The organism is Achromobacter aegrifaciens, assembly GCF_902859735.1.
In the GTDB taxonomy this organism is placed as follows: Bacteria; Pseudomonadota; Gammaproteobacteria; order Burkholderiales; family Burkholderiaceae_B; genus Achromobacter; species Achromobacter aegrifaciens.
Genome location: NZ_CADIJY010000005.1, coordinates 332151 through 356105, shown reverse-complemented (window position 1 = coordinate 356105; position 23955 = coordinate 332151). Strand labels below are relative to the sequence as shown.

Sequence of the window (23955 nt, the reverse complement as noted above, 5' to 3'; positions counted from 1 at the left end):
CGCCCTCAATTCGCGTGGCGCGGGTTGAGCACATCGCGCAGGTGGTCGCCCACCAGATTGATGGCGATGATGGCCAGCGCCAGCGCAATGCCGGGGAAGAACGAAATCCAGTACTGACCGGACAGCAGATATTCGAAGCCGTTGTAGATCAGCATGCCCAGCGACGGCTCCGTCACCGGCACGCCCACGCCCAGAAACGACAGCGTGGCCTCCAGCGCAATCGCATGCGCCAGGTCGATGGTGGCGATCACGATCAGCGGCGGCATACAGTTGGGCAGCACGTGACGGAACAGCACGCGCCCCCACGACAGCGACATGCAGCGCGCCGCTTCCACGTATTCCTTGCCGCGCTCGACCAGCGCCGCGCCGCGCGCGGCGCGCGCGAAATACGCCCACTGCACCACGATCAGCGCGATGATCACCTTATCCACACCCTTGCCCAGAATCGCCAGCAACATCAGCGCAACCAGGATGGCGGGGAACGACAACTGGATATCCACAACCCGCATCAGCAAGGCGTCGATGCGGCCGCCGAAATAGGCTGCGATCAGGCCCACCGTGGCGCCGATGCCGAAGGCCGCCAGCACCGAAACGCTGGCCACCAACAGGCTGGTGCGCATGCCGTAAAGGATGGCCGAGAACAGGTCGCGCGCCAGGCCATCTGTGCCCAACCAATAACGCATGCTGCCGTCGCCGCTTTCGCTGCCCGGCTTGAGCTTGGAATCCATGATGTCCAGCGTCGCCAGATCATAGGGATTCTGCGGCGCGATCCAGGGCGCAAGCAGCGCGGCGCCCACGATCACGACCAGCATGATCAAACCCAGCGTGGCCAGCTTGCTGGCGAAGAAGTCCGACAGGAATCGGCGCCAGGGCGTCTGCTCCTTGGCCTGAACCGGGGGCGCGGCGGCGGTGGCGGGTGTGTTCATCGGCGGCTATCCAAGCGTACGCGGGGGTCCAGCACCGTGTAGATGATGTCCACCACCAGATTCAGCATGACCAGGAAGAACACGATCAAGAGCAGATACGCCACCACCACCGGACGGTCCAGGTTGATGATGGAATCGATCAGCAGCTTGCCCATGCCCGGCCAGGAAAACACGGTTTCCGTCACGACGGCGAAGGCCATCACCTGGCCGAACTCCAGGCCCGCCACCGTCACCACGGGAATCAGGATGTTCTTGAGCAGATGCACGCCCAGTACGCGCTTTTCAGACAGGCCCTTGGCGCGCGCGAACTTGATGTAGTCCATGGGCAGGGCTTCGCGCGTGGCGGCACGCGTCACGCGGATGATCATTGCGCATTTGGCGAAGGCGATCGTGGCCGCAGGCAGCGCCAGGCTCAGCCAGCCGTCGAAAGTCAGCACGCTCAACTGCAGCGATCCGATGCTGACGGTCTGGCCGCGCCCACCCGCCGGCACCCAGCCGAGTATCACGGCGAACACCATGATGAGCATCAGGCCAACCCAGAAGTTAGGCAGCGAGAAACCGAGCACCGAGCCCGTCATGATCGCGCGCGAGCCCACTGCCTTGGGCTTGAGGCCGGCCAGGATGCCCAACGGCACGCCGATCAGCACCGACAGCAGCATGGCCACACAAGCCAGTTCCACCGTGGCCGGCATGCGCTCCAGGATCAGCCTCATGGCCGGTTCGCCCGTCAGGAAGCTGTTGCCGAAATCACCGCGCACCGCCTGGCCCATGAAGATCAGGTACTGCCGCCACAGCGGCAGATCCAGGCCCAGCGATGCGCGCACCGCCGCGCGTTGCGCTTCGGTCGCTTCCGGGCTGGCCAGCATCGAGACCGGGTCGCCCACCATGTAGATGCCGGCAAAGACCAGCGCCGACATGACGAGCATGACGACGACGGTCTGCAGCAGCCTTCTTACGATTGTTGCAAGCACTAGCGCCTTACTTCTTCAGTGTTGCAAACTGCGCGAGCGTGACCTGGTCCGGGCGGCCCTGATAGCGGATGTCGCTCTTCATCGCCCATACCGACAACTCGAAGTGCACAGGCAGCATGGCGTAGTCATCCATGGCGATGTTGCTGGCCTTGGACAACAGATCCGCTCGCTTGGCGTCGTCCATGGTCGACGAAGCTTCCTTCACCAGCGCATCCATCTTGAGGTTGGAGTAGCGGCTGCGGTTGGTGGTGCCCAAGCCTGCTTCGGGATTGCGCGTCACCAGCAGCGAGGTCAGCGCGTTGGACATTTCGCCGCTGGTCACGGACCAGCCCGCCAGATAGGCCGAGAACGCATAGCTGTCGCGGTTCTTGAAGAACACCGGGGGCGCCATCGCATCCACGCTGGTCTTCACACCGATGCGGGTCCACATCGACGCGATCGCCTGCGCCACCTTCGAATCGTTGACATAGCGGCCCGACGGCGAGCCCAGCGTGATGGAAAAGCCGTTGGGATAACCAGCTTCCTTCAACAAGGCCTTGGCCTTTTCCACGTCGGCCTTGGGAGCCTTCGAATGCTCCTTGCTGGAACCGAACATGGGGTAGGGCAACAGATTTCCCGCGGGCAACGCCACCCCGCCCATCACGCGCTCGACCAGCGCATCGCGGTTGATGGCGAGCGACAGCGCTTCGCGCACGCGCTTGTCCTTCATGGGGTTCTTTTCGGTGCCTTGCACGCCCGGCGAGGGCTCGGCGAACTGGTCCAGCGCCACGTAGACGACACGCACCGACGGCGTTTCCTCTACATAGAGTTTCTTGTCGCCCTTGAGCTTGGGCAGGTCATCGGTTGGGGGATCCTCGATCATGTCGACGTCGCCGGCAAGCAGCGCGGCCACGCGCGCGGCCGCGTTGCTGATGGGACGGTAGACCACGCGATCCCATTCGGGCTTCTTGCCCCAATAGTTGTCGTTGCGCGCCAGCACGAATTCGGCGCCGCGCTTCCAGGACACGAACTTGTAGGGACCGGTGCCTATCAGGCCGTCGCCGCTATTGAGTTCCGTCGTCGTCTTGCCCTCGGCCGCGGGGCCCGACGCCGCTTTCTTGGACATGATGGGCAACTGCGCCAGGTTGACCAGCAGGTTCGGCGCCACGTCCTTGGTGGTGATGCGCACGGTGCTGGGATCGACCGCTTCGGTCTTCTCGACCGAACCCAGATACAGCGTGAACGGCGAGGGACTGTTGGGCACCTTGGGGACGCGCGCATACGTAAAGACCACGTCTTCCGCGGTGAACGGCGTGCCGTCGGAGAACTTCACGTTAGGGCGCAGCTTGAAAGTCCACACCTTGCCGTCCACGGTCCAGGACTCGGCCAGCGCGGGCTGCGGCTTGAGCTGCGCGTCGGTGGCAACCAGGGTATCGAATATGGTCTGGGAGATCTGCGTATTGGGCGTGAGCGCGTGATACTGCGGATCCATCGACGAAGGTTCGGTCTTCAAGGCGATCACCAGATCGCGGGCCATAGCCGAACTGAAGGTGCCGAAGGCCAATATCACCGCGGCTGAGCCGCAGGCCAAGACACGCGAAAACCGAGATGCCATTGTGATCTCCCTGGATTGTTTCGGGTTTTGAACCTCCGGGCCACATTAACCAGCAAACAAGGGACGGCGCAACAGTTATATTCCCTTATTGTTCTCGCCTTGCCTTGCCCGAAATATGTCCGCCTACGCCCCCATCGCCGCCATCGCAACCGCCCCCGGAAGAGGCGGTATCGGCGTCGTCCGCATCTCCGGCACGGACCTGTCCGAACTCGTGCGGCGCCTGTTCCAGCGCGAACTCACGCCGCGACATGCGCACTACCTGCCGTTCAAATCCGGCACGGGCGAATTGCTGGACGAAGGCATCGCCATCTATTTCCGCGCGCCGCATTCCTATACCGGCGAAGACGTGCTGGAACTGCAAGGGCATGGCGGCCCCGCCGTGCTGCGCCGCGTGCTGGAAAGCTGTCTGGCCGCCGGCCGCGATCTTGGCATCCGGCTGGCCGAGCCGGGCGAATTCACGCGCCGCGCCTTCCTCAACGACCGCATGGACCTGGCTCAGGCCGAAGCCGTAGCCGATTTGATCGAGGCCTCGTCGGTAGCGGCCGCGCGCGGCGCCATGGCGTCGCTCTCGGGCGATTTTTCCGCGCGCGTGAACGACCTGTCGGACCGCATCATCCATTTGCGCATGCTGGTCGAAGCGACGCTGGATTTCCCCGAAGAGGAAATCGACTTCCTCGAGAAGTATCAAGCCCGCCCGACCCTGGAAGCGCTGACCGCGGACCTCGCCAAACTGATCGCGCAAGCGCGCCAGGGCGTGATTCTGCGCGAAGGCCTGCACGTGGTGCTGGCCGGCCAGCCCAACGTCGGCAAGTCCAGCCTGCTCAATGCGCTGGCCGGCGACGACATCGCCATCGTCACCCCGATCGCGGGCACCACCCGCGACAAGGTAGTGCAGGAGATCCACATCGACGGCGTGCCGCTGCATATCGTCGACACCGCCGGCCTCAGGGAAACCGAGGACACGGTGGAAAGCATAGGCATTGCGCGCACCTGGCAGGAAATCGAGCGCGCCGACGTCATCCTGCATCTGCAGGATGCCACCCAGCCCGGCGACGAGCTGGACGCCCAGATCACCGCGCGCCTGCCGCCGCGCACGCCTGTGCTGAAGGTCTTCAACAAGGTGGATCTGTTGTCCACGCCTTTTGCCGCCGGTCCTCAGGAACTTGGAATCTCGGCCAAGCGCGGTGCGGGCCTGGACGAACTGCGTGCAGAGTTGCTGCGCATCGCAGGCTGGAATCCCGGCGGCGAATCCCCGTGGCTCGCGCGCGAGCGACACCTGCACGCCTTGCAAGATGCGGCGGAACATCTGGAGTTGGCCGGCGCGCATGCGGAACAGGACGACCGCGTACTGGACTTGTTTGCGGAAGAACTGCGGCTGGCACATGACAGCCTGTCCAGCATCACGGGCAAGTTCACCAGCGACGATCTGCTGGGCGAGATCTTCTCGAGCTTCTGTATTGGGAAATAAGCCTGCGCGGCGGCATGTTGCAGCGCTGCAGCTCAGGGCTTGCGCGCCGCTTCCACCAGGCATTCCGACAAGCGGTCGAAATGCGACAACGCCGCCTGGCTGAGTTCGACCTGCTTGCGGCGCGCGTCCTCGGTATCGACTAGCAGCACCCAGCCTTTCTCGCGCATCGATTTCAAGCGCGCGTGCAAGGTCGCGGGTGACCCTATGCTATCCACCGCCATCACATCGCGCACGGACAAGCGGCGTTGTTCCTGCGACGCGCGCGCGATCAGCGTGAGTATGCGTTCTTCCAGGGGATCGAGCGACGGCAGCGCGGGCAGGCCGCGCAGCGCATCGGTCAGGCGCAGAAAACGCATGTAGATGTCAGCGGGTCTCTTTTTTTCTTTCATGGATAATGGACGCAGCGACTGACAAGCGGCGGAATTCGAGGTATGGGGAACATTCTAGATCAGGGTAAGTGGGCTCTGGTGACGATGGCGCTGTTCCTGGGCAGTCTGGCCGTCAATGAATGGGTGTTCACCAATCTTGAGTTTGTGCGGGGCATCAATTGGATCTATCTGCCGGCGGGCGTGCGCCTGATATGCACCTTGCTGTTTGGCCTGCCTGCGGCGCTCGGGCTGCTGGCCGGATCGTGGATCGCCTGCTTCTGCTACTACTTTCCTGACGACATGCTCCGCTCCGTGGCGGGGGGCATCATGGCCGCTGCCGCTCCCTACCTGGCCTATCGCTGGGCCCGTTCGGCACTGCGATTGCAGCCCGACCTGGCCAACCTTACGGCCTGGCGTCTGCTGATCTGCGCCGTAGTCTATGCGGTAGTGAATACGACCATTCACCATCTCTGGTTCTTTCTCCAGGGAGAGAGAGCCGCGCTCGCCGACGGCTTCATCGCGATGCTGACCGGGGACATTACGGGATCCTTGTTCGTGTTGTACACGCTCAAGGTAGTCAGCGCGTTGGGACGCGCGGTCCTGCGCCGGCGCGCTGCCTGACTGCCTGAAGGAACCTGCCTCGGGCTTAGCCCGTCACTGCGGCCGGGTCATCTTCGGACTCGCTGTCTTCCTGTATCGGCGCAAGCGCCGAGGCTGTTTCGGCCTTGCCCAATGCCCGTTCGGCACGCTCAGCCAGCAGGCGCATTTCCCGCGCTCTTTTTCCATGCAGCACCCGGCCGAATGTATTGAGGTTGAGCGCCATGGTTCTCAACTCCGACAACTCACTCTCCGACAAGGCGATGCCGCTATCCCTGTGCTGCTCGACCCGGTCCAGCACGCCTGAACAAGCCTCGAAGAACTTTGCATAGTCGTTCCACAGGTTGTCGGACACGCTGTTCCCCGGGAAAGACGTATTAGGTGCCATCGACACTCCTTTGCGGAATCACTCTGCGACTTTCTGCGGTGATCGCACATCATCTTCGGGGTATACAAGCGAACTATTAGTTATAAATTTTATAACTAATTATAAAAATAATCCTGCGACGGTCCGGACGTCCTATATTTCCGGGAAATCCGCCCCACGCCGGGCAGCGCTTCATCCGGACCTCGCATGCACCCTGACATACGCCTCGCCAGCCTCGACGATCTGCCTGACATCGAACGAATCGTCGCGCAAGCCTATGGCCACTATGTTGCGCGCATCGGCGCGACGCCCGGACCGATGCTTGATGATTACCGTGCCCGCGTCACGCAGGGCGTGGTCCATGTGCTGCGTGTGCGCGATACCGTGCAAGCTGTGCTGGTCCTGATTCCGGAAGCCGATTGCCTGCTGCTGGACAACATCGCGGTGGATCCGCAAGCGCAGGGAAAAGGCTATGGCCGCGACCTGATGCAGTTCGCGGAAACCGCGGCGCGCCAGGCCGGCTATGCCAGCATCCGGTTGTACACGCAGGAGAAAATGACCGAGAACATCGCGATCTACACGCGATACGGTTATGTGGAAACCCATCGCGCCGAGGAAATCGGTCTGAAGCGAGTTTTCATGAAAAAGCCCCTTATTTAAGGGTTATTTTCCCTATTTCACTAATGCGAGTATTCACTCGTATTAGTGAAATACCATCATTCCTCACGTTCCTTGACAACGACGCGCTGCGCGCGCCGATTGCTGGCCAACGATTTCGAATAGACTGAATCCGGCCTTATCCGATGCGCAATCACGTAGCCTGTGATGCAGGCCAGCATGAGCGGCAGCATGACTTCGTAGCTGAGTGTCATCTCGAAAATCATCAGGATGGACATCAATGGCGCATAGGTGGTGGCGGCCAGCAACGCCCCCATGCCCACCACCGCATAGCTCGATACCGCCGACAGATCCCCAGCGGGGAACAGAGCCTGCAGGCCGGTCCCGTACAAGGCGCCCAGCGCCGCCCCCACGAATAACGTCGGCGTGAAAACGCCGCCTACCGCGCCCGATCCCACGCTGGCGGCGGTGGCCAGCGTTTTCAACAGCAGAATGGCGGCCACCGCCTGCCAGGCCCACTGCGTATGCAACATGCTGTTGACCACGCTGTAGCCATTGCCCCAGACCTCGGGATTCACGACTGACAAGGCGCCGACAATCAGGCCGCCCAAGGCCATGCGTACCCACAACGGCGCGGGTACGCGGCCGAACGCGGCGCGTGCAGTGTCCAGGAAGCGCAGGAATTGCGGCGCCGCCAGGCCGGCGATCACCCCCAATCCCAGATAGTTGATGACTTCCCACCCGGACACGAAAGTGAAGGGCGGCATATGAAAAACCGCGTCGTAATGCAGGATCTGGCGCGTCACAATGTTCGCAACGACCGACGATACGACCAGCGGCACCAGCGTGGCTGAAGCTATCGCGCCATAAACGATCTCGGAAATGAACAGGGCTCCGGCGATGGGCGCGTTGTAGGCGGAAGTAATCCCCGCCGTGGCGCCACAGGCGACCAGCAGACGCAGATGCCTGGGAGGCAGCACCAGATAGCGGCCGGTCAGGGATGACAACATCGCTGCCAACTGCACCATGGGACCTTCCCGGCCAATCGAGGCGCCGGAGCCGATGGAAAAAATCGATGACAGGCTGCGCGCGACGGTCTGGCGAAAGCCGATAACCCCGCGGCCGATGGAAATCGCCTCCATGTAGTCCGCCGCGCCGCGCTTGGGCAACCACCTGGCCGCCATTTGCAGGACCGCGCCCGCGATGGCGCCGCCTATGGCCGGCATCAGGAAGCGTTGCCAGGGACTCAACCCGCGCGCCAAAGACACCATGCCGTGGGGAGTGTCCTCGCCGCCCAGCAGGATTTGTGTCCAGGCCAGCATTTCGCGAAAGACCACGGTGGCCAGCGCCCCCAAGAGGCCCATCAGCGCCGCCGCGCAAAGCGTGGCCGGCAAATTGTCCGCCAACAAACGGCTTCTCAGCCAGATTGCCCAACCTGATTTCTTGATTCTGATTTCTGTCGCCATGGCGGAATTCTACGGCGGAACCTGCTCACTTTTTGTTCAGTTCCCAGTCAAGAATGGCTGCGCGCCTCCCCTCGAATGCCCCTTTCCGCGAACGTCCTGGAGGGCCTCTGAAGGCCCCTGGAAGGGCAAAAAAGCAGGGTGGCAACCGGACGTTTTTCGGGGTAAAAGTGCCGTTTTTGGAACCCGTCCGGCAGAAATGCCCTGTGGATAACTCCTAAGTAGACGCCTTGTGCACATTTTGTGGAGGCAAGTTGAACAAGCAGGGGTTTCGGACAGGGTCCAAAATCTTGTCCAACTTCAGCTTTTTTCCCACACAGAGTTCTTGCACAGCCAAAAACGGTCGCAAGCTGATGAAAAAAAAGAGGTTTTCAAGGTTAAGGTAGTTATCCACAGGCCTTATTAATCATTAGTCTTTATATAAAGAGAAATAAAGGAAAAGCCAAACATGCTCTCCCATTCCGCCCAGCCATCCCCCCCCGGACTCCGTCCATGCGCATCCTTCTGATAGAAGACGAAGCCGAACTTGCACGCTGGCTTTCAAGAAGCCTGGCCAGGCACGCTGGTTTCGTCGTTGAATGGGCTGATGACGGGCTGGTCGCCGAAAGAAGGCTGGCGATGGAAGAATTCGATGCCGTCATCCTCGATCTGGGACTGCCGGGCATGGATGGCCATGCTTTGCTCGCGAAGATTCGCGCGCGGGACGACCGTACGCCGGTGCTGGTCTTGACCGCGCGCGATTCGCTGGCCGAAAAAATCGGGACGCTCCACCAGGGAGCGGACGATTTCCTGCCGAAACCGTTTGTTGTGGAAGAGTTGGAAGCGCGGCTGATCGCGCTCATCCGTCGCAGCCGCGGGAGAGAGCACCCGCGGCTCACGCTGGGAAACCTGGCCTTCGAAACTTCCGCTCAAAAATTCACGGTCAACGGACAGCCCTTGCAGTTATCCCCACGTGAACACTCGGTTCTGCGGGTACTGATCCAAAAAAGCGGCGAACCCATCAACAAGCAGCAGATCCTGGATCGCATCCTGACGGACGATGCAGACATCAACCTGGAGGCCATCGAGGTCCTGGTGCACCGTTTGCGCAAAAAATTGGCGGATACCGGCGTGCAGATCGTGACCATGCGAGGCATGGGCTACTGCCTGGAGAACCTTGTTGACAACTAGAAGTGCGGAAAAAAAGGGGTTTTTCGCGGCAAAAAAACGTAATCGCACGCTGAAAAGCCAGCTCCTCTGGTGGCTGATCCCCACCCTGGTCTTCGTGATGATGGGCGCCTTGTGGCTGTCGAACCACCAGCTGCGCAACCAGGTCGACATTGCCTACGACCGTTCGCTCTCTGGAGCGCTGCGCGCGATCGACCACAACATATCCACAGCCAGCGGTGGATTAGCCATGGAGCAGCCATACCTGATGCTGGAATTTTTCGAGCTGACGGCCAATGGCAGCGTGTTCTACCGGGTTGCCACGGAGGACGGACTGGCCGAAATCGGCAGTCCTGGCCTGCCGATGCCTGCCGAGCCGCTGGTTTCGGGGGAACCGCGGTTTTTCTATGCCGACTACCAGGGCACGCCCGTGCGCGTTGCGGCGCTGGCGCGCCCCATGGATCCTCCGCTATACGCCAACAAAGGGGGACGGGTTATCGTGCAGGTGGCCGAAGGCCTGGATACCCGGCAAGCCTTCCTGCACCAAGTGCTGGTACGCTCGGTGGAACGGGACCTGGCCGTGATCCTGATCAGCGTCCTGGTGATCGTCCTGGGCGTTTTCATGGCCCTGCGTCCCCTGGCCAGGCTGCGTCAGGAGGTGGAAGGACGTTCTGCGGACGATTTAAGCCCCGTGAGCGCGTCGGACATGCCAGGGGAGGTCCTACCCCTAGTCGCGGCCGTAAACCTCCACATGGCCCGTTTTGCGGCTCAGGCGAGGGTCCAGAGCCAGTTCCTGGACGACGCCTCGCACCAGTTGCGCACCCCTTTGTCGGTTTTGCGGACCCAGACGGCCTATGCCTTGCGTGAAACAGACCCCCAGGAGGTCCGTACAGCCCTTCTGGCGATGCAAGAGGGGTTGGACAGGGCGGTACGCACCACCAACCAAATGCTCGCGCTGGCGCGCGCTAAAGACGCCTCGCTGGCCGAGGGCGGTTTCAGCCCCGAGCCAGTGGATCTGGTGGAGCTGGCTGATGGGGTCATCCGCAGCCTGCTGCCGACCGCCCGAGCCCGCCAGCTCGACATAGGCCTGGAAGCCGAGATCCGCCCGGTGGTGGTCCAGGGGGCGGACTGGCTGCTGAGGGAGGCGGTCAGCAACCTGGTGGATAACGCCATCCGTTACACCTCGTCTGCGGGAGAAGTGACGGTAAGGGTCCAGATCGACACTGGCCAGGCCAGGCTGGTGGTCGAGGACAGCGGCCCGGGTATGTCGGCGGAGGACATTGCCCGCGCCTGTATCCGCTTTCGCCGGGGCGCCGCCGGCAAGAACAAGCCCGGGGCCGGGTTGGGGCTTGCCATTGTCGGGACGATTGCCGAAATCCTGGGGGCGCGGCTGGTCCTGGAGAACCGGGTGCCCTTGCCGGGCCTGAGAGCGGCATTGGTGTTTACCCTGGAACGCCCGGAAGATGCTGCGCCGCACCAGAAAAACGGCGGAATTTGAAAGCTTTTGGAAAGCTTCGTTTTTGTACGGTTGCGTCCACTGGGGCCGTTATTGCGGAAAGAACCGTCTGAGCAGAGCTTCCAGCCATACCTAGACCTATAAATCTCGGAGACGCAAAAAATGCAGACTAGTCTGAAACTGCGCCTGGCCGCCGTCGCGGCGCTGGGCACGATTACCTTGTCCCTTGGCGCCGCCCACGCGGCCGACGAGCCGCGCCGCCCGGAATGCATCGCGCCCGCCCAGCCTGGCGGCGGTTTCGACCTGACCTGCCGCCTGGCCACCGAAGGCTTGAAGCAAAGCGGCGCGCTCAAGAGCGCCATGCGCATCGTCTACATGCCTGGCGGCATCGGCGCAGTGGCCTACAACAACATCGTGGCCCAGCACCCGAACGAACCGGGCACCATCGTGGCGTTCTCGGGCGGTTCGCTCTTGAACCTGGCCCAGGGCAAGTTCGGCAAGTACAACGTCAACGACGTGCGCTGGCTGGCTGCCATCGGCACCGACTACGGCGTGGCCGTGGTTCGCAACGATTCCCCGTACACCGACCTGAAGAGCCTGATGGACGCCTTCAAGCAGGATCCGACCAAGATCGTGCTGGGCGCCGGCGGCACCGTGGGTAGCCAGGACTGGATGAAGGCCGCGCTGACCGCCAAGGCGGCTGGCGTGGATTTCAAGAAGATGCGTTTCGTGGCATTTGAAGGTGGGGGCGAAGCCGTCACGGCCCTGCGCGGCGGCCACATCCAGGCCTACATGGGCGATGCGGCAGAAGCCTTCACCATGCTCGAAGGCGGCGCACCCATCCGTGTGCTGGCCGTATTCAACGATCAGCGCCTGCCGGGCAAGCTGGGCACCGTGCCTACCGCCAAGGAGCAGGGCTATGACATCGTCTGGCCGATCATCCGCGGCTTCTATGTCGGCCCGAAGGTGTCGGACAGCGACTACCAGTTTTGGGTCGACGCCTTCAACAAGACCGCGGCCTCGCCCGAGTTCGACAAGTTGCGCCAGCAGCAGGGCCTGTTCCCCTTCAACAAGACGGGTCCCGAGCTGGACGCCTACGTGAAGAACCAGGTCAAGGTCTACGGCGAACTGGCCGATTCGTTCGGCCTGGTCAAGAAGTAAGCCGCAAGGCTCCCCCTTATCGCGTTTTTCAGGATTCCCCGCCGCCGGCATTGCCGCGGCGGCAGGGGAGCGCTGCGCCGCGCGATGCGACTACAACGGAAAAGTGATCATGAACGATCGAATATTGGGCGTGGCGGCGCTAGCGCTGGCCGCCTTCATGACCGCGGCGGGTTGGGGAATCGAAGCCCCGTTCGCCTATGAGCCTGTGGGCCCGCGCGCCTTTCCCTTGCTGCTGGCCTTGATCATTGGCCTGTGCGGCCTGTGGCTGGTCTACAAGGGCGGTCATCAGGTCGAGGCCAATCCGCCCGGCGCCAATGCGCGCATCGCGCTGATGATGGCGTTTGTGGTGGCCTATGCCTTCCTGTTCCAGTGGCTGGGTTTCGTGATTGCGACAACCCTGATGACGATATTCGTCGGCCGCCTGTTCGGGGGCGGTTGGGTCAAGTGCGCCATCGGCGGCGCCATCATGAGCATTCTGTTTTTCTTGCTGTTCGACAAGGTGCTGGACGTGGTCCTGCCCACCGGTTTGTTGGAGACCCTGATATGAGCGGCATTCTTGATCACTTGGCGATAGGCTTTGGCGTCGCCTTTTCGCTGACCAACCTGCTGGTGGCCATGATCGGTTCGTTCATCGGGACCATGGTGGGCGTGTTGCCGGGCCTGGGACCGGTCAACGGCGTGGCGATGCTGATTCCGATCGCGTTCGCGATGAACCTGCCGCCCGAGACCGCGCTGATCCTGCTGGCTGCCGTGTACGTGGGCGCCGAATACGGCGGCCGCATTACCGCCATTCTGCTGAACGTGCCGGGCGAGGCCAGCGCCATCATGACGACGCTGGACGGTTATCCGCTGGCGCGGCAGGGCATGGCCAGCGTGGCGCTGTCGCTCTCCGCCTGGTCCGCGTTCTTCGGCGCCATCGTGTCGGTGGTGGGCATCATCCTGCTCGCGCCGTTGCTGGCGAAGTGGGCGTTGGCCTTCGGTCCCGCCGAGTATTTCGTGCTGATGATTTTCGCGTTCTGCTGCCTGACCAGCTTGCTGGGCAAGCAGCCCGTCAAAGGCGTGCTGGCAGCGATGATCGGCCTGTCGATTTCGGTGGTGGGCGTGGACGCGAATTCCGGCGTGTATCGCTACACCTTCGAGTCGGTGCATCTGGCCGACGGCATCGAATTCGTGGTGGTGGTGATTGCGCTGTTCGCGGTCAGCGAGATGCTGGAGATGCTGGAGAAAGTGGTGGCAGGGCATAGCGTCGAGGTCAAGCCCAGCGGCCGCAAACTTTTCAACTTGAAGGAAATGGCGCTTACCTGGTGGAGCGTGGTGCGCAGCTCGCTGGTGGGATTTGGCGTGGGCGTGTTGCCTGGCGCCGGCGCCAGCGTGGCCGCGGCCGTGGCGTACTCGCAGGAAAAGCGCATCATCGAAGCCAAGGATCCGGACGCAAAGTTTGGCAAGGGCGACATGCGCGGCCTGGTCGCGCCGGAAGCCGCCGCCACGGCGTCGGCCATCGGCTCGTTCGTGCCCATGCTGACGCTGGGCGTGCCCGGTTCGGGTACCACTGCCGTGATGATGGGCGCGCTGACGCTCTACAACATCACACCGGGTCCGGTGCTATTCGACTCCAAGCCCGAACTGGTGTGGGGCTTGATCGCCTCACTGTTCGTGGCCAACGTGCTGCTGTTCGTCATGAACGTGCCGCTGGTGCGCTTCTTCGCCAAGGTGCTGTCGGTGCCGGGATGGCTGATGGTGCCGGGCATCCTGTGCATCAGCTACATCGGCGTCTACGCCATCAACGCGGGCACTTTCGATCTGCTGCTGGTGGCGGGCATAGGCGCGCTGGGCTACTTCCTGCGCAAGTTCGGCGTGCCGATGGCGCCGCTGGTGCTGGGCGTGGTGTTGGGCAACATGATGGAGCAGAACCTGCGCCGCGCGTTGTCGATCACTGATGGTGACGTCGGCGTGCTGTTCGCCAGCCCGGTGTCGATCTCGATGTGGGTGGGGGCGGCTGCGGTCGTAATCGTGCCGCAGATCATGCGCCGCATGCGCAAAGCGAAAAAGCTTGCCGCTGGTCCGGTCTGATTCCTCGGCAGCGCGGCTGTTGTAAAGGGCAGCAGCCCCGCTGCAGACTCAGGGCCGGGAATTGCAAAGGGCGCCTTTTTTATGGGCGCCCTTTTTTTGTTTGTGAATTCGCTTTGGATGGTCTCTATTTTTATTGCGAGCTTTTATTCATGTTTTTCAATAAAAGCGCTTGTATAGGGAGACAAAGGAAAAGTGAAGTCACTATGCGGCAATCAGTAGAGGGCGTCAGACCTGCGCCAGGCGCTCCAAGGCCGCATCGAGTGTCGCGTCTTTTTTTGCGAAGCAGAAGCGCACGATGCGATGGTTGGATTCCGCCGCGTCGGGCTGGCGATAGAACGCCGATACCGGTATCACCGTGACGCCATGATTCACCGTCAGGTCACGTGCGAAGTCGGCCTCGTTCTGCTTGGAAATCTGGCTGTAGTCCGCCAGCAGGAAAAATGTGCCCGGGCTGGGCAGGGGGCGGAAGCGGGTCTTGGCCAGCCCCTGCGCGAGGCGGTCGCGCTTGGCCTGATAGAACGCCGGCAGATCGAGGTAAGGCTTGGGATCGCGCATGAATTCGGCCAACGCGAACTGCATGGGCGAGGGCACGGTGAACACCATGAACTGATGCACCTTGCGCAGTTCAGCGCTGAGCTGGCGCGGTGCGCAGCAGTAGCCGATCTTCCAGCCGGTGGTGTGATAAGTCTTGCCGAAGGACGAGATCACGAAGGCATGCTGTGCCAGCAACGGGCGACGCGCCACGCTGGCATGTGGCTTGCCATCGAACACGATATGTTCATAGACCTCGTCGGACACCAGCAGCACGCCAGTGTCGCGCACGATCGCCTCCAGCGCGTCCAGGTCGCTGTCATCCAACACGGCGCCGGTGGGGTTGTGCGGAAAGTTCAGCATCAAGAGACGGGTCTTGGACGTGATGGCATCGCGCACACGCTGCCAGTCAATGCGGTAGTAGGGATCGGCTTCTGTGGGCGCGCGCAGCGGCACCGGCACGGCGGTGCCGCCTGCCAGGCGGATCGCCGGCAGGTAGGAGTCGTAGCAAGGTTCGATGACGACGACTTCGTCGCCGCTGCCAACGGCGGCCAGCACGGTTGCCATCAGCGCTTCGGTTGCGCCGCTGGTGACGGTGATCTCGGTTTCTGGATCGTAGGCATGGCCATAGAGTTCGCGTGTCTTGGCGGCGATGGCTTCGCGCAAGGGGGCCACGCCCGGCATGTAGGGATACTGGTTGTGGCCGTCGGCCATGGCCTTGGATACGAGGGCGCACAAGGCGGGATCGGGATCGAAGTCGGGAAAGCCCTGGCCCAGGTTGATGGCTTTGTGTTCGATGGCCAGGCGGCTCATCACGGTAAAGATGGTGGTGCCAACGTCGGGAAGTTTGGATCGGATCATGGTGGACGCGAGAGTGAACGTTGCTAGCAGAGAGAGTTTTCGTAAGTATCCCACTAACTCATAATTCGGTTTTCACATGAGCTTAAGGCGCGGCGGTATCGTGGGTCAGAACATGTTGTGGAGGGTGTTGGGCGGTTTGGCGCTTGCATTGGCGGGCGCGTTGTTGGCGGTGTGGGCGCACATCCCGTTGCCGTGGATGCTGGGCGCGTTGCTGGTGACCGCGGCGACACGCATTGCGGGCTTGGGCACCGCGTGCCCCAGGCCGGCGCGCAATGCTGGCCAGTGGGTGATTGGTACTTCGTTGGGGCTTTACTTCACGCCGCAGGTGATAGGTCACATTGGCAGCAATGCGGGACCCATCATCGTCGGCATGTTGTTCGCATTGGGCCTGGCTTTCATGGGCACGGCGATCCTGCGCCGCTACACCGATGTGGATTTCAAGACGGCCTGGTTTTCTTCCGCCATCGGCGGAGCCAGCGAAATGGCGAACCTGGCAGAGCGTCATGGGGCGCGCATAGACCGGGTGGCCACGGCGCATAGCGTGCGTGTGCTGATGGTGGTGGTTGCCGTGCCCTTCATCTTCCAGTGGTGGGGCGTGGCGGGACTGGATCCCACGGTTCCTGGACCCAAGGTGGTCCATGCTTGGGGGCTGGCGGCGCTGGTCGCGCTGACCTGCGTCGGCGGCGCCGCCTTCATGAAGCTGCGGTTGCCGAATCCCTGGGTGCTGGGCCCGATGTCGGTCGCCATGATCCTTACGGCCAACGGCATCGAGCTGTCGGCCCTGCCGGACTACGTTCCGAAGATAGGCCAATTGCTGATCGGCTGGTCGCTGGGCGACCGCTATCGGCCGGATTTCTTTCGGGCCGCGCCGCGTTTTATTGCCGCTGTGGCGAGCTTCACGGTGGCCGCATTGGCGCTGGCGTTCGGTCTGGGCGCCTTGCTGTCGCTATGGTCCGCCGCGCCCATACCCACCTTGATTCTTGGCACTACGCCGGGTGGCATTGCAGAGATGGCAATCACCGCCAAAGTGCTGCAGCTAGGGGTCCCAGTGGTCACCGCCTTCCATGTCACACGCATGGTTTTTGTGGTGATAGTGACTGGCCCGATCTACGCATTTATGGCGCGTCGGCAGGGCCTCAAGCCCTAGCGGAACGAGACCCAGTATTAAAAATACGACATTGGGGTAAACAACTATATGAGTCTGTAATGTGTGCTGAGTATGCTGATTACGCAGTTGATTCAAGCAGCGCGCGGACTCGTTCTGCAGCTAGGCGGCAAGCGGGAACGCAGCAGCAACGCAGGTACTTCTACCGGTCGTTCAGTTCTCACGGCGTCCTTGATTCATTGCATTTCGAGTTAATTACAGGACGCTAGAAAAAATGGCTCAGAAGGGCAAAGTTAAGTGGTTCAACGCTGACAAGGGTTACGGTTTCATCACGCCGGACGTTGGTGGTACCGATGTTTTCGCACACTTTTCCGCCATCCAGGGCCGCGGCTATCGCAGCCTGAACGAAGGCCAGGAAGTCGAATTCGAAGTCAAGGATGGTCCGAAAGGACCTCAAGCGGCCGAAATTCGCCCGCTCTAAATCGGGAAATCCCAATTTCCCGTCCGCCAGGCTCGGCCTGGCTACAACGCCCCAAGACCGGAAGGTCTGGGGCGTTGTTTCATTTGGGCGACCGACGCCTGATCAGCTAGTTCTGCGTGAATAGTTAGTATTCACTAACATATCCTCCGGCCGTGGATAAGTTTGTGGATAATTATTTTTGGGCATGAGCATTTTGATGCTCAGCAATGAAGCAATTGCTTATCCGTAGCCAGGTTTTGCACAGTTATCCCGTCCTTCTTGGAACGGCATCGGGGGCCAGCTAGGCTGCTTGGGTTTATTCGGCTTTGCTGTGATGTTCGCGTTTCTATATGGCCTTTCCCTAGGGAATACAGGCATTTAACGCAATATTGAGCAGATCTCAGCCGGAATAAGGGCGACGCGGCCGTAATGTCCTGAGGCCGATCTGGCCCGTTTTTGCTTGCACGGCGGCCGGTTGTTCACAAAGATATCCCCATCCCGGTTATGCACAGAATTACACCCTTTGGCGCCCTGAGATGGCTCAAACGCCTGTGGATAGAAATGGGGATAGGGTCCGGAAGTAGGGGGCCTGAGTGAAGATATCCGAAGTGGTGCACGCGACTTTGGACCACGTGGACGGAACCGGATCGTGGACGCCGCGGTCAATCATAGGTGAGCCCGAATCGCGCTCGGCGAGTTTTCCACAGGGTTTCACATGAAAGGCTGGATCTCACCCATAAGGATGATGGCGCGGGTTGCGGCAGACGGGCAAGATAATTGTCTGGTCAATGAATCCGTGCGACCTGACCAACGGTGTCCGCGTAGTGGCGGACCGCAGGATTCAATGTGTGGATAGGTCTGTGAATAATCCGTCTCCACGATTTTTGCGGCGTTAAGACCAGGATGCGACGGCAGAGTTCCTCGCTATATTCAGAGGCGAGGATTGTCATGGTGTTCAGAGGCGAGGATTGTCATGGTGGGTTTTCGAGAATTCATTGTGGCAGTGACGACGATCTTATCCACATAGTTTTCCACGGTTTTTTGCGTCGTTATCAAGTTGGTTTGAAAGCCGAGTTTCCTCAGTTTGGTAAGCATCCAAAATAGAAATAATCGATTGCTGCCATAGGGAAGACAGTTGGGCATTTGTGCTTTTTCACGCTTCTTGGCACTTTGCGAAGTCGGTCACACTGCGCCGTTTTATGGCACGCCAGGCATTGGCCTTCAATGACTTATCCCCAGAGTTGTTCCACGTGAAACCGCGAATGTCGGTAGCTATCGGATCTGCTAGTTGTTGATAACACTGTGCAGGACTTAATAGCTCTGCTGCGAGAGTTCTTTGTCCGTCTGATTTCCCGCTTCTGAGTTATTCCAAATTTCTGCGGCATAGACTCGCCTTGAGCGGCAGGTATCGCCTCGGCGTGAGGTGCGGGCTTGGACAAGAGGAACTTTCCAAATTGGCGGGTTTGGACATTTCAGGTCCTAGCCAGTTTGGCGCAGGGCGGATAAGAAGAAATCTCATGTTGGTTGCGCTGCGTTAGGACTGACGAGATAGTTCGAGTTCCGTACGTGGGGATTGGACTCTCCACGACTACGGCGGTTTCGCCCCACTTCTCAACACTCAAGTTTCACGTGAAACGCAAAAAAATGCTCTGTTTCGGGTAAGGGGTAGGGTAGGGGTTGGAAAATCGCCTTTTTTTTGGATGAACCTTCATGGGATTGAAATCAGAGGGTTTCATGAGACGAGATGACTTGGTACGGATCTTGAGCGACGAGGCTCAAGCGGATGCCGGTATTCCTATCTCTGCCGGCCTTTGGAGTGCTGCGTTCGTGTTTCACGTGAAACGTTGATCACCTGCTGCGTATAGGCAACGATGTTTCACGTGAAACATCGATAGTGCGGATGGTCAAAATTGACATCCTGGCGTTCTCAAATGGCGCAAAGGCTCATGACGATATGACATGCGACGCTTGGTCGTGGTTGGACTGTAGTTGGAGTATGCAATCGTGATTGGTATTGAGCGCGGCCACTTTACCAGCCGAACGAGCTCTCCATGCCGCGGTAGGGGGGGATGTTTCACGTGGAACATCCGGGGATTCAGCATATGGGCGAGAGGACGAATCACACTAGGCAGGGAATAGGGTGTTCATATACGCGGGCGACACCACGGAGATCCGACATGTTTCACGTGGAACATACCTCACTCACCCGTACTCGCATATGGCGAATTGAGGGCAACGGGCGGGTAAGCGCAAGGCAAATGGGGGCTTTGAGGAACGGTAATGCAGCAGTAAGGACGTGACTTGGCCAGATAGGTACGACGTTTCACGTGAAACATGGTGCGGCAAAGCAGTGGCACTTGCCGACATATTCATGCCTTAGAAGTCTGTAAAGCTGTTTTTTCCCGACGGCGCTTTCGGCTTTATCAGGTTCTTGCTGCGCCGAAGCATGTTTCACGTGAAACATGCAATCCCTGCCTCTATAATGAGCACCGAACGCTCTCTCTTACCTCCCCCATCATGGACTATCCCCGCGAATTCGATGTCATCGTCGTCGGTGGCGGCCACGCCGGCACCGAAGCTGCGCTGGCTGCTGCCCGCACCGGCGCCCAGACGCTGCTGCTGACGCACAACATCGAAACCCTAGGTCAAATGTCTTGCAATCCCTCCATTGGCGGGATCGGCAAGGGCCACCTTGTCAAAGAAGTCGACGCCCTGGGCGGCGCGATGGCCTTGGCGACGGATGAGTCGGGGATTCAATTCCGCATCCTTAATGGATCGAAGGGACCAGCAGTCCGCGCTACGCGCGCCCAGGCTGACCGCGTCCTCTATCGCAAGGCCATCCGTGGACGCTTGGAAAACCAGCCAAACCTCTGGCTCTTCCAACAAGCGGTCGAGGACCTGATGGTGGAGGGCGACCGTGTGGTCGGCGCCGTTACCCAGATCGGTTTGAAGTTTCGCGCCAAGTCCGTGGTGTTGACCGCAGGCACGTTCCTGAACGGCCTGATTCACGTGGGCCTGCAGAACTATTCGGGCGGCCGTGCCGGCGACCCTCCTGCGATTTCCCTGGGGCAACGCCTGAAGGAACTGGCCTTGCCGCAAGGACGTTTGAAGACCGGCACGCCGCCGCGCATCGACGGCCGCTCGATCAACTACAGCATCCTGGAAGAGCAGCCTGGCGATCTGGATCCGATTCCCGTGTTTTCCTACATGGGCAATGTCGCCATGCACCCGCGCCAGCTGCCTTGCTGGATCACGCATACCAACGCCCGTACCCATGACATCATCCGCGGCGGCCTGGACCGCTCGCCGATGTACAGCGGCGTGATCGAGGGGGTGGGGCCGCGTTACTGCCCGTCCATCGAAGACAAGATCCATCGCTTTGCCGACAAAGAGTCGCACCAGGTCTTCCTGGAACCGGAAGGGCTGGATACCCACGAGGTTTATCCGAACGGCGTGTCGACGAGTTTGCCGTTCGATGTGCAGCTGGCGTTGATCCATTCCCTGCCCGGCCTGGAAAACGCGCACATCTTGCGCCCCGGCTACGCTATCGAGTACGACTACTTCGATCCACGTGGATTGAAGAGCACCCTGGAAACCAAGGCGATCACGGGCCTGTACTTTGCCGGACAGATCAACGGCACCACCGGCTACGAAGAAGCGGCCGCCCAAGGGCTACTGGCTGGCGTCAACGCCGCGCTGTTCTCGCTGGAGCGCGAGCAATGGACTCCGCGCCGCGACGAGGCTTATCTGGGCGTGTTGGTGGACGACCTGGTCACGCGTGGCGTGACTGAGCCGTACCGCATGTTTACGTCCCGGGCCGAATACCGGCTTAGCCTGCGCGAAGACAATGCCGACCTACGTCTGACCGAAATCGGTCGCCGCCTGGGAATTGTGGATGACGCCCGCTGGGATGCCTTCAATCGCAAGCGCGACGCGGTGTCCGCGGAAGTCGAACGTTTGAAATCCTCCTGGGTGAATCCGCGTATACTGCCCGCCGAAGTTGCGGAACCGCTGCTGGGCAAGGCAATTGAACGTGAGTACTCACTTTCAGATCTGCTGAAACGACCCAATGTTTCCTATGAAGCCTTGATGGCTGCCCGCAATGCCGACGGCTCGCTCCTGGCCGGCCCCGGGGTGATGGAAGACGAAGTACTGGCCGAGCAGGTCGAGATCCAGGTGAAGTACGCCGGCTACATCGACCGCCAGCAGGTTGAAGTCCAGAAGCAGATCGCGCACGAACAGCAGGCCATACCTGCCGATGTCGACTACGACGCGGTGACCAGCCTGTCGTTTGAAGTGCGCCAGAAGCTCAAGGCGCATCGCCCGGAAACCATCGGCCAGGCCGCGCGCATTTCCGGCGTCACTCCCGCTGCAATCTCATTGCTGCTAATCCATCTGAAGCGCCTGCATTACGGCTCGCGCAAGCAAGCGGCATGAGCGCGCACGCCGATACGGCCGGCGCGGACATGGCCGGCCGCCTGTCTCGCGCCTGCGAGCAACTGGGGCTGGAGGCCGATGCCGCCACGATGGCCAAGCTGCTGAACTATCTGTCGCAGATGCAGCGCTGGAACCGGACCTATAACCTCACCGCCATCCGCGATCCGCAGCAGATGCTGATCCAGCACCTGTTCGACAGCTTGGCCGCCGTGGGGCCGTTCAGCGAGGCGCTGGGCGCTTCTGGTACGCCGGCCAAGGTCTACGACGTCGGATCGGGCGGCGGCCTGCCAGGCGTCGTTCTGGCGATCATGCGGCCCCATTGGTCGGTGACCTGCGTGGACGCAGTTGAAAAGAAGACGGCCTTCGTGCGGCAGATGAGTGGCGTGCTGGCCTTGCCCAATCTGCAGGCCAGCCACGCGCGCATTGAAACGCTGACTCCGGCCGAGTGCAACATCGTGACGTCGCGCGCCTTCGCTTCCTTGGACGATTTTGCGCAACTCGCAGGTCGCCATGTACGCAACGATGGTACCCTCGTCGCCATGAAGGGCAAGGTCCCCGAGGACGAAATACAGGCGCTGCATGCGCGCGGAGAATGGCAAGTCGATCACATCCAGCCGCTGCGCGTGCCTGAATTGCAGGCCGAACGCTGCCTGATCTGGATGCGCCGTAGTCAAGGAACCCTATGAAGAACATACCCCCCAGCACCTCCGCCCGCGTTTTCTGCATTGCCAACCAGAAGGGCGGTGTGGGCAAGACGACGACCGCCATCAATCTGGCGGCGGGCCTTGCCACGCACAACCAACGTGTGCTGCTGGTGGACCTGGACCCGCAAGGCAATGCCACGATGGGCAGCGGCATCGACAAGAACTCGCTCGAGTCGAACCTGTACCAGGTGCTGATCGGTGAATCCAACATCGAGCAGGCTCGCGTGAAGTCCGAGTCTGGCGGCTACGACGTGCTGCCCGCCAACCGCGAACTGTCCGGCGCCGAGATCGACCTGGTGCAGATGGAACAACGCGAGCGCCAATTGAAGGCCGCGATCGACACGGTCGCCACGCAGTACGACTTCGTGCTGATCGATTGCCCTCCCACGCTGTCGCTGCTGACCTTGAACGGCCTGGCCGCCGCCCATGGCGTCATCATTCCGATGCAGTGCGAGTACTTCGCGCTGGAAGGCCTGTCCGACCTGGTCAATACCATCAAGCGCGTGCACCGGAACATCAACGACGATCTGCGCGTCATCGGATTGTTGCGCGTCATGTTCGATCCGCGCATGACCCTGCAGCAGCAGGTCTCCGCGCAACTAGAGGCGCATTTCGGCGACAAGGTTTTCAAGACCGTGGTGCCGCGCAACGTGCGTCTGGCCGAAGCCCCCAGCTACGGCATGCCTGGCGTGGTGTACGACCGCGGCTCGCGCGGTGCGCAGGCCTACATCTCGTTTGGCGCTGAAATGATCGAGCGCGTGAAGAAGGATCTGAAGTAGGCCACAACCATGTCCGCCGTCCCGCTCTTTTCCCAGACCGAAATGCCAGTTCCCGGTACGCCGCGCATCGATGCGCGCGACAGCCTGCGCACGCGTCTGGAAGAGGCAGCGTTGAACGCGACCGCGGTCGGCGCGCAGGTGCTTTTCGATGGCTGGCTGGTGCGGTTCGCGCCCTCGTCGGCCAAGCGCGCACGCAGTATCAATGTGCTGGGGTTATCCACACGTCCGTTGGACGAGCGGCTGGCGTATTGTTCATCGTTGTATGCGCGCCATGGCTTGCCCATGGTGCTGCGCATTACCTCCATCGGTCCCGATTTTTCCCTCGACGCCGAACTGGAGTCCCGCGGTTATACCTTTACCGACGAGACCCGAGTCATGTGCATGCCGCTCGCTCCCAGGCCCAGCGTCCGGGGCGATCTGCTTTTCAATATTGTCGATACCGGGCGCTTCGCGGCGGCGGTCGGGGCAATGCGCAACTCGGAATCCGCACACATCGCCGAACATCGGACGCGCTTGCAAGGACTGGCTGTGGATATCTCGCCGGTGCTGGCAACGGACACGGCGGGGCAGTGCGTTGCCGCGGGCCTGGCTGTCCGCGACGGTGACTTGCTGGGCCTGTTCGATATCGTCACGGACCCGGGGCAGCGGCGCAAAGGCTACGCAGCCGCCCTGATTGAACACTTGTTGGCAACAGGCGCCACCGGCGGCGCCACGACAGCCTATTTGCAGGTTGAGCCGGAGAATACCGCCGCGCGCGCCTTGTATGGCCGCTACGGTTTCAAAGACTGTTACGCGTATTGGTACCGCCTGCCCGCCGAGCAGACGGACGCCTGAGCCAGGCTCGGGATACAAAAACAGAAGGAAAGAGGATTT

21 protein-coding genes are annotated in these 23955 nt (G+C 61.1%); 14 read left to right on the top strand and 7 right to left on the bottom strand.

Going from position 1 to position 23955, the window contains the following annotated elements:
- Positions 1-5: 5 nt before the first annotated feature.
- Genes HV766_RS17750 through HV766_RS17740 form a run of 3 tightly spaced genes read right to left on the bottom strand, consistent with a single transcriptional unit; the run spans position 6 to position 3491 of the window.
- Positions 6-926, bottom strand: coding sequence for an ABC transporter permease (locus HV766_RS17750; RefSeq protein ID WP_054455815.1), 921 nt, complete (start codon positions 924-926; stop codon positions 6-8).
- On the bottom strand, positions 923-1897 hold the full coding sequence (locus HV766_RS17745) for an ABC transporter permease (protein ID WP_088143535.1): 975 nt from the start codon (positions 1895-1897) through the stop codon (positions 923-925). Before HV766_RS17745 ends, HV766_RS17750 begins: the two co-directional genes overlap by 4 nt.
- 7 nt (positions 1898-1904) lie before the next feature.
- Entirely contained in the window at positions 1905-3491 is a 1587-nt protein-coding gene (locus HV766_RS17740) for an ABC transporter substrate-binding protein (RefSeq protein ID WP_175160097.1), read from the bottom strand.
- Between the two features lie 115 nt (positions 3492-3606).
- Here HV766_RS17740 and mnmE point away from each other — a divergent pair, with 115 nt between their 5' ends.
- Positions 3607-4959, top strand: a complete 1353-nt coding sequence (gene mnmE, locus HV766_RS17735) for a tRNA uridine-5-carboxymethylaminomethyl(34) synthesis GTPase MnmE (RefSeq protein WP_175181606.1) — start codon at positions 3607-3609, stop codon at positions 4957-4959.
- A 32-nt stretch (positions 4960-4991) separates the two neighbouring features.
- Here the strand turns inward: mnmE and HV766_RS17730 are convergent, their stop codons facing one another.
- A complete protein-coding gene (locus HV766_RS17730; RefSeq protein WP_054455821.1) occupies positions 4992-5348 on the bottom strand; it encodes a transcriptional regulator in 357 nt (118 codons plus the stop codon).
- A gap of 42 nt (positions 5349-5390) precedes the next feature.
- Here HV766_RS17730 and HV766_RS17725 point away from each other — a divergent pair, with 42 nt between their 5' ends.
- Complete coding sequence (locus HV766_RS17725; RefSeq protein WP_125470747.1) at positions 5391-5948, top strand: hypothetical protein; 558 nt, start codon at positions 5391-5393, stop codon at positions 5946-5948.
- Between the two features lie 25 nt (positions 5949-5973).
- Here the strand turns inward: HV766_RS17725 and HV766_RS17720 are convergent, their stop codons facing one another.
- Entirely contained in the window at positions 5974-6279 is a 306-nt protein-coding gene (locus HV766_RS17720; RefSeq protein ID WP_175181605.1) for a hypothetical protein, read from the bottom strand.
- 219 nt (positions 6280-6498) lie between these two features.
- On the opposite strand from HV766_RS17720, the gene HV766_RS17715 reads away from it, so the two are divergent.
- Positions 6499-6951 (top strand): GNAT family N-acetyltransferase, encoded by a 453-nt coding sequence (locus tag HV766_RS17715; RefSeq protein ID WP_054455825.1) that lies wholly within the window; start codon positions 6499-6501, stop codon positions 6949-6951.
- Between the two features lie 56 nt (positions 6952-7007).
- Here HV766_RS17715 and HV766_RS17710 read toward each other — a convergent pair whose 3' ends face one another.
- Entirely contained in the window at positions 7008-8375 is a 1368-nt protein-coding gene (locus HV766_RS17710; RefSeq protein WP_175160093.1) for a ClcB-like voltage-gated chloride channel protein, read from the bottom strand.
- A 489-nt stretch (positions 8376-8864) separates the two neighbouring features.
- Between HV766_RS17710 and HV766_RS17705 the strand changes: the two genes are divergently transcribed.
- The 5 genes from HV766_RS17705 to HV766_RS17685 all read left to right on the top strand — a co-directional run bounded on the left by HV766_RS17705 (position 8865) and on the right by HV766_RS17685 (position 14205).
- A complete protein-coding gene (locus HV766_RS17705; RefSeq protein ID WP_054455828.1) occupies positions 8865-9542 on the top strand; it encodes a response regulator in 678 nt (225 codons plus the stop codon).
- Positions 9532-11016, top strand: a complete 1485-nt coding sequence (locus HV766_RS17700; protein ID WP_119449770.1) for a sensor histidine kinase — start codon at positions 9532-9534, stop codon at positions 11014-11016. Before HV766_RS17705 ends, HV766_RS17700 begins: the two co-directional genes overlap by 11 nt.
- Before the next feature lie 120 nt (positions 11017-11136).
- The gene (locus tag HV766_RS17695; protein ID WP_054455831.1) at positions 11137-12135 is read left to right on the top strand and encodes a Bug family tripartite tricarboxylate transporter substrate binding protein; all 999 of its coding nucleotides are present in this window, start codon (positions 11137-11139) and stop codon (positions 12133-12135) included.
- A gap of 109 nt (positions 12136-12244) precedes the next feature.
- Positions 12245-12682, top strand: coding sequence for a tripartite tricarboxylate transporter TctB family protein (locus HV766_RS17690; RefSeq protein ID WP_119449769.1), 438 nt, complete (start codon positions 12245-12247; stop codon positions 12680-12682).
- Positions 12679-14205, top strand: coding sequence for a tripartite tricarboxylate transporter permease (locus tag HV766_RS17685; protein ID WP_175181603.1), 1527 nt, complete (start codon positions 12679-12681; stop codon positions 14203-14205). Before HV766_RS17690 ends, HV766_RS17685 begins: the two co-directional genes overlap by 4 nt.
- 225 nt (positions 14206-14430) lie before the next feature.
- Here HV766_RS17685 and HV766_RS17680 read toward each other — a convergent pair whose 3' ends face one another.
- Positions 14431-15597 (bottom strand): pyridoxal phosphate-dependent aminotransferase, encoded by a 1167-nt coding sequence (locus HV766_RS17680; RefSeq protein WP_119449767.1) that lies wholly within the window; start codon positions 15595-15597, stop codon positions 14431-14433.
- A gap of 112 nt (positions 15598-15709) precedes the next feature.
- Here HV766_RS17680 and HV766_RS17675 point away from each other — a divergent pair, with 112 nt between their 5' ends.
- The 6 genes from HV766_RS17675 (at position 15710) to HV766_RS17650 (ending at position 23916) form a co-directional block, all read left to right on the top strand.
- Positions 15710-16744 carry an AbrB family transcriptional regulator gene (locus HV766_RS17675; RefSeq protein WP_225591277.1) on the top strand — a complete coding sequence of 345 codons (1035 nt, stop codon included), beginning with the start codon at positions 15710-15712 and terminating at the stop codon, positions 16742-16744.
- Between the two features lie 232 nt (positions 16745-16976).
- On the top strand, positions 16977-17183 hold the full coding sequence (locus tag HV766_RS17670; RefSeq protein WP_006216596.1) for a cold-shock protein: 207 nt from the start codon (positions 16977-16979) through the stop codon (positions 17181-17183).
- Positions 17184-19679: 2496 nt separating this feature from the next.
- Entirely contained in the window at positions 19680-21599 is a 1920-nt protein-coding gene (gene mnmG, locus HV766_RS17665) for a tRNA uridine-5-carboxymethylaminomethyl(34) synthesis enzyme MnmG (protein ID WP_054455843.1), read from the top strand.
- A complete protein-coding gene (rsmG, locus tag HV766_RS17660; RefSeq protein WP_175181602.1) occupies positions 21596-22285 on the top strand; it encodes a 16S rRNA (guanine(527)-N(7))-methyltransferase RsmG in 690 nt (229 codons plus the stop codon). Before mnmG ends, rsmG begins: the two co-directional genes overlap by 4 nt.
- On the top strand, positions 22282-23082 hold the full coding sequence (locus tag HV766_RS17655) for a ParA family protein (RefSeq protein WP_054455845.1): 801 nt from the start codon (positions 22282-22284) through the stop codon (positions 23080-23082). The genes rsmG and HV766_RS17655 overlap by 4 nt, the downstream gene beginning before the upstream one ends.
- Positions 23083-23091: 9 nt before the next feature.
- On the top strand, positions 23092-23916 hold the full coding sequence (locus HV766_RS17650) for a GNAT family N-acetyltransferase (RefSeq protein WP_119449764.1): 825 nt from the start codon (positions 23092-23094) through the stop codon (positions 23914-23916).
- The last annotated feature ends 39 nt before the right edge of the window (positions 23917-23955 follow it).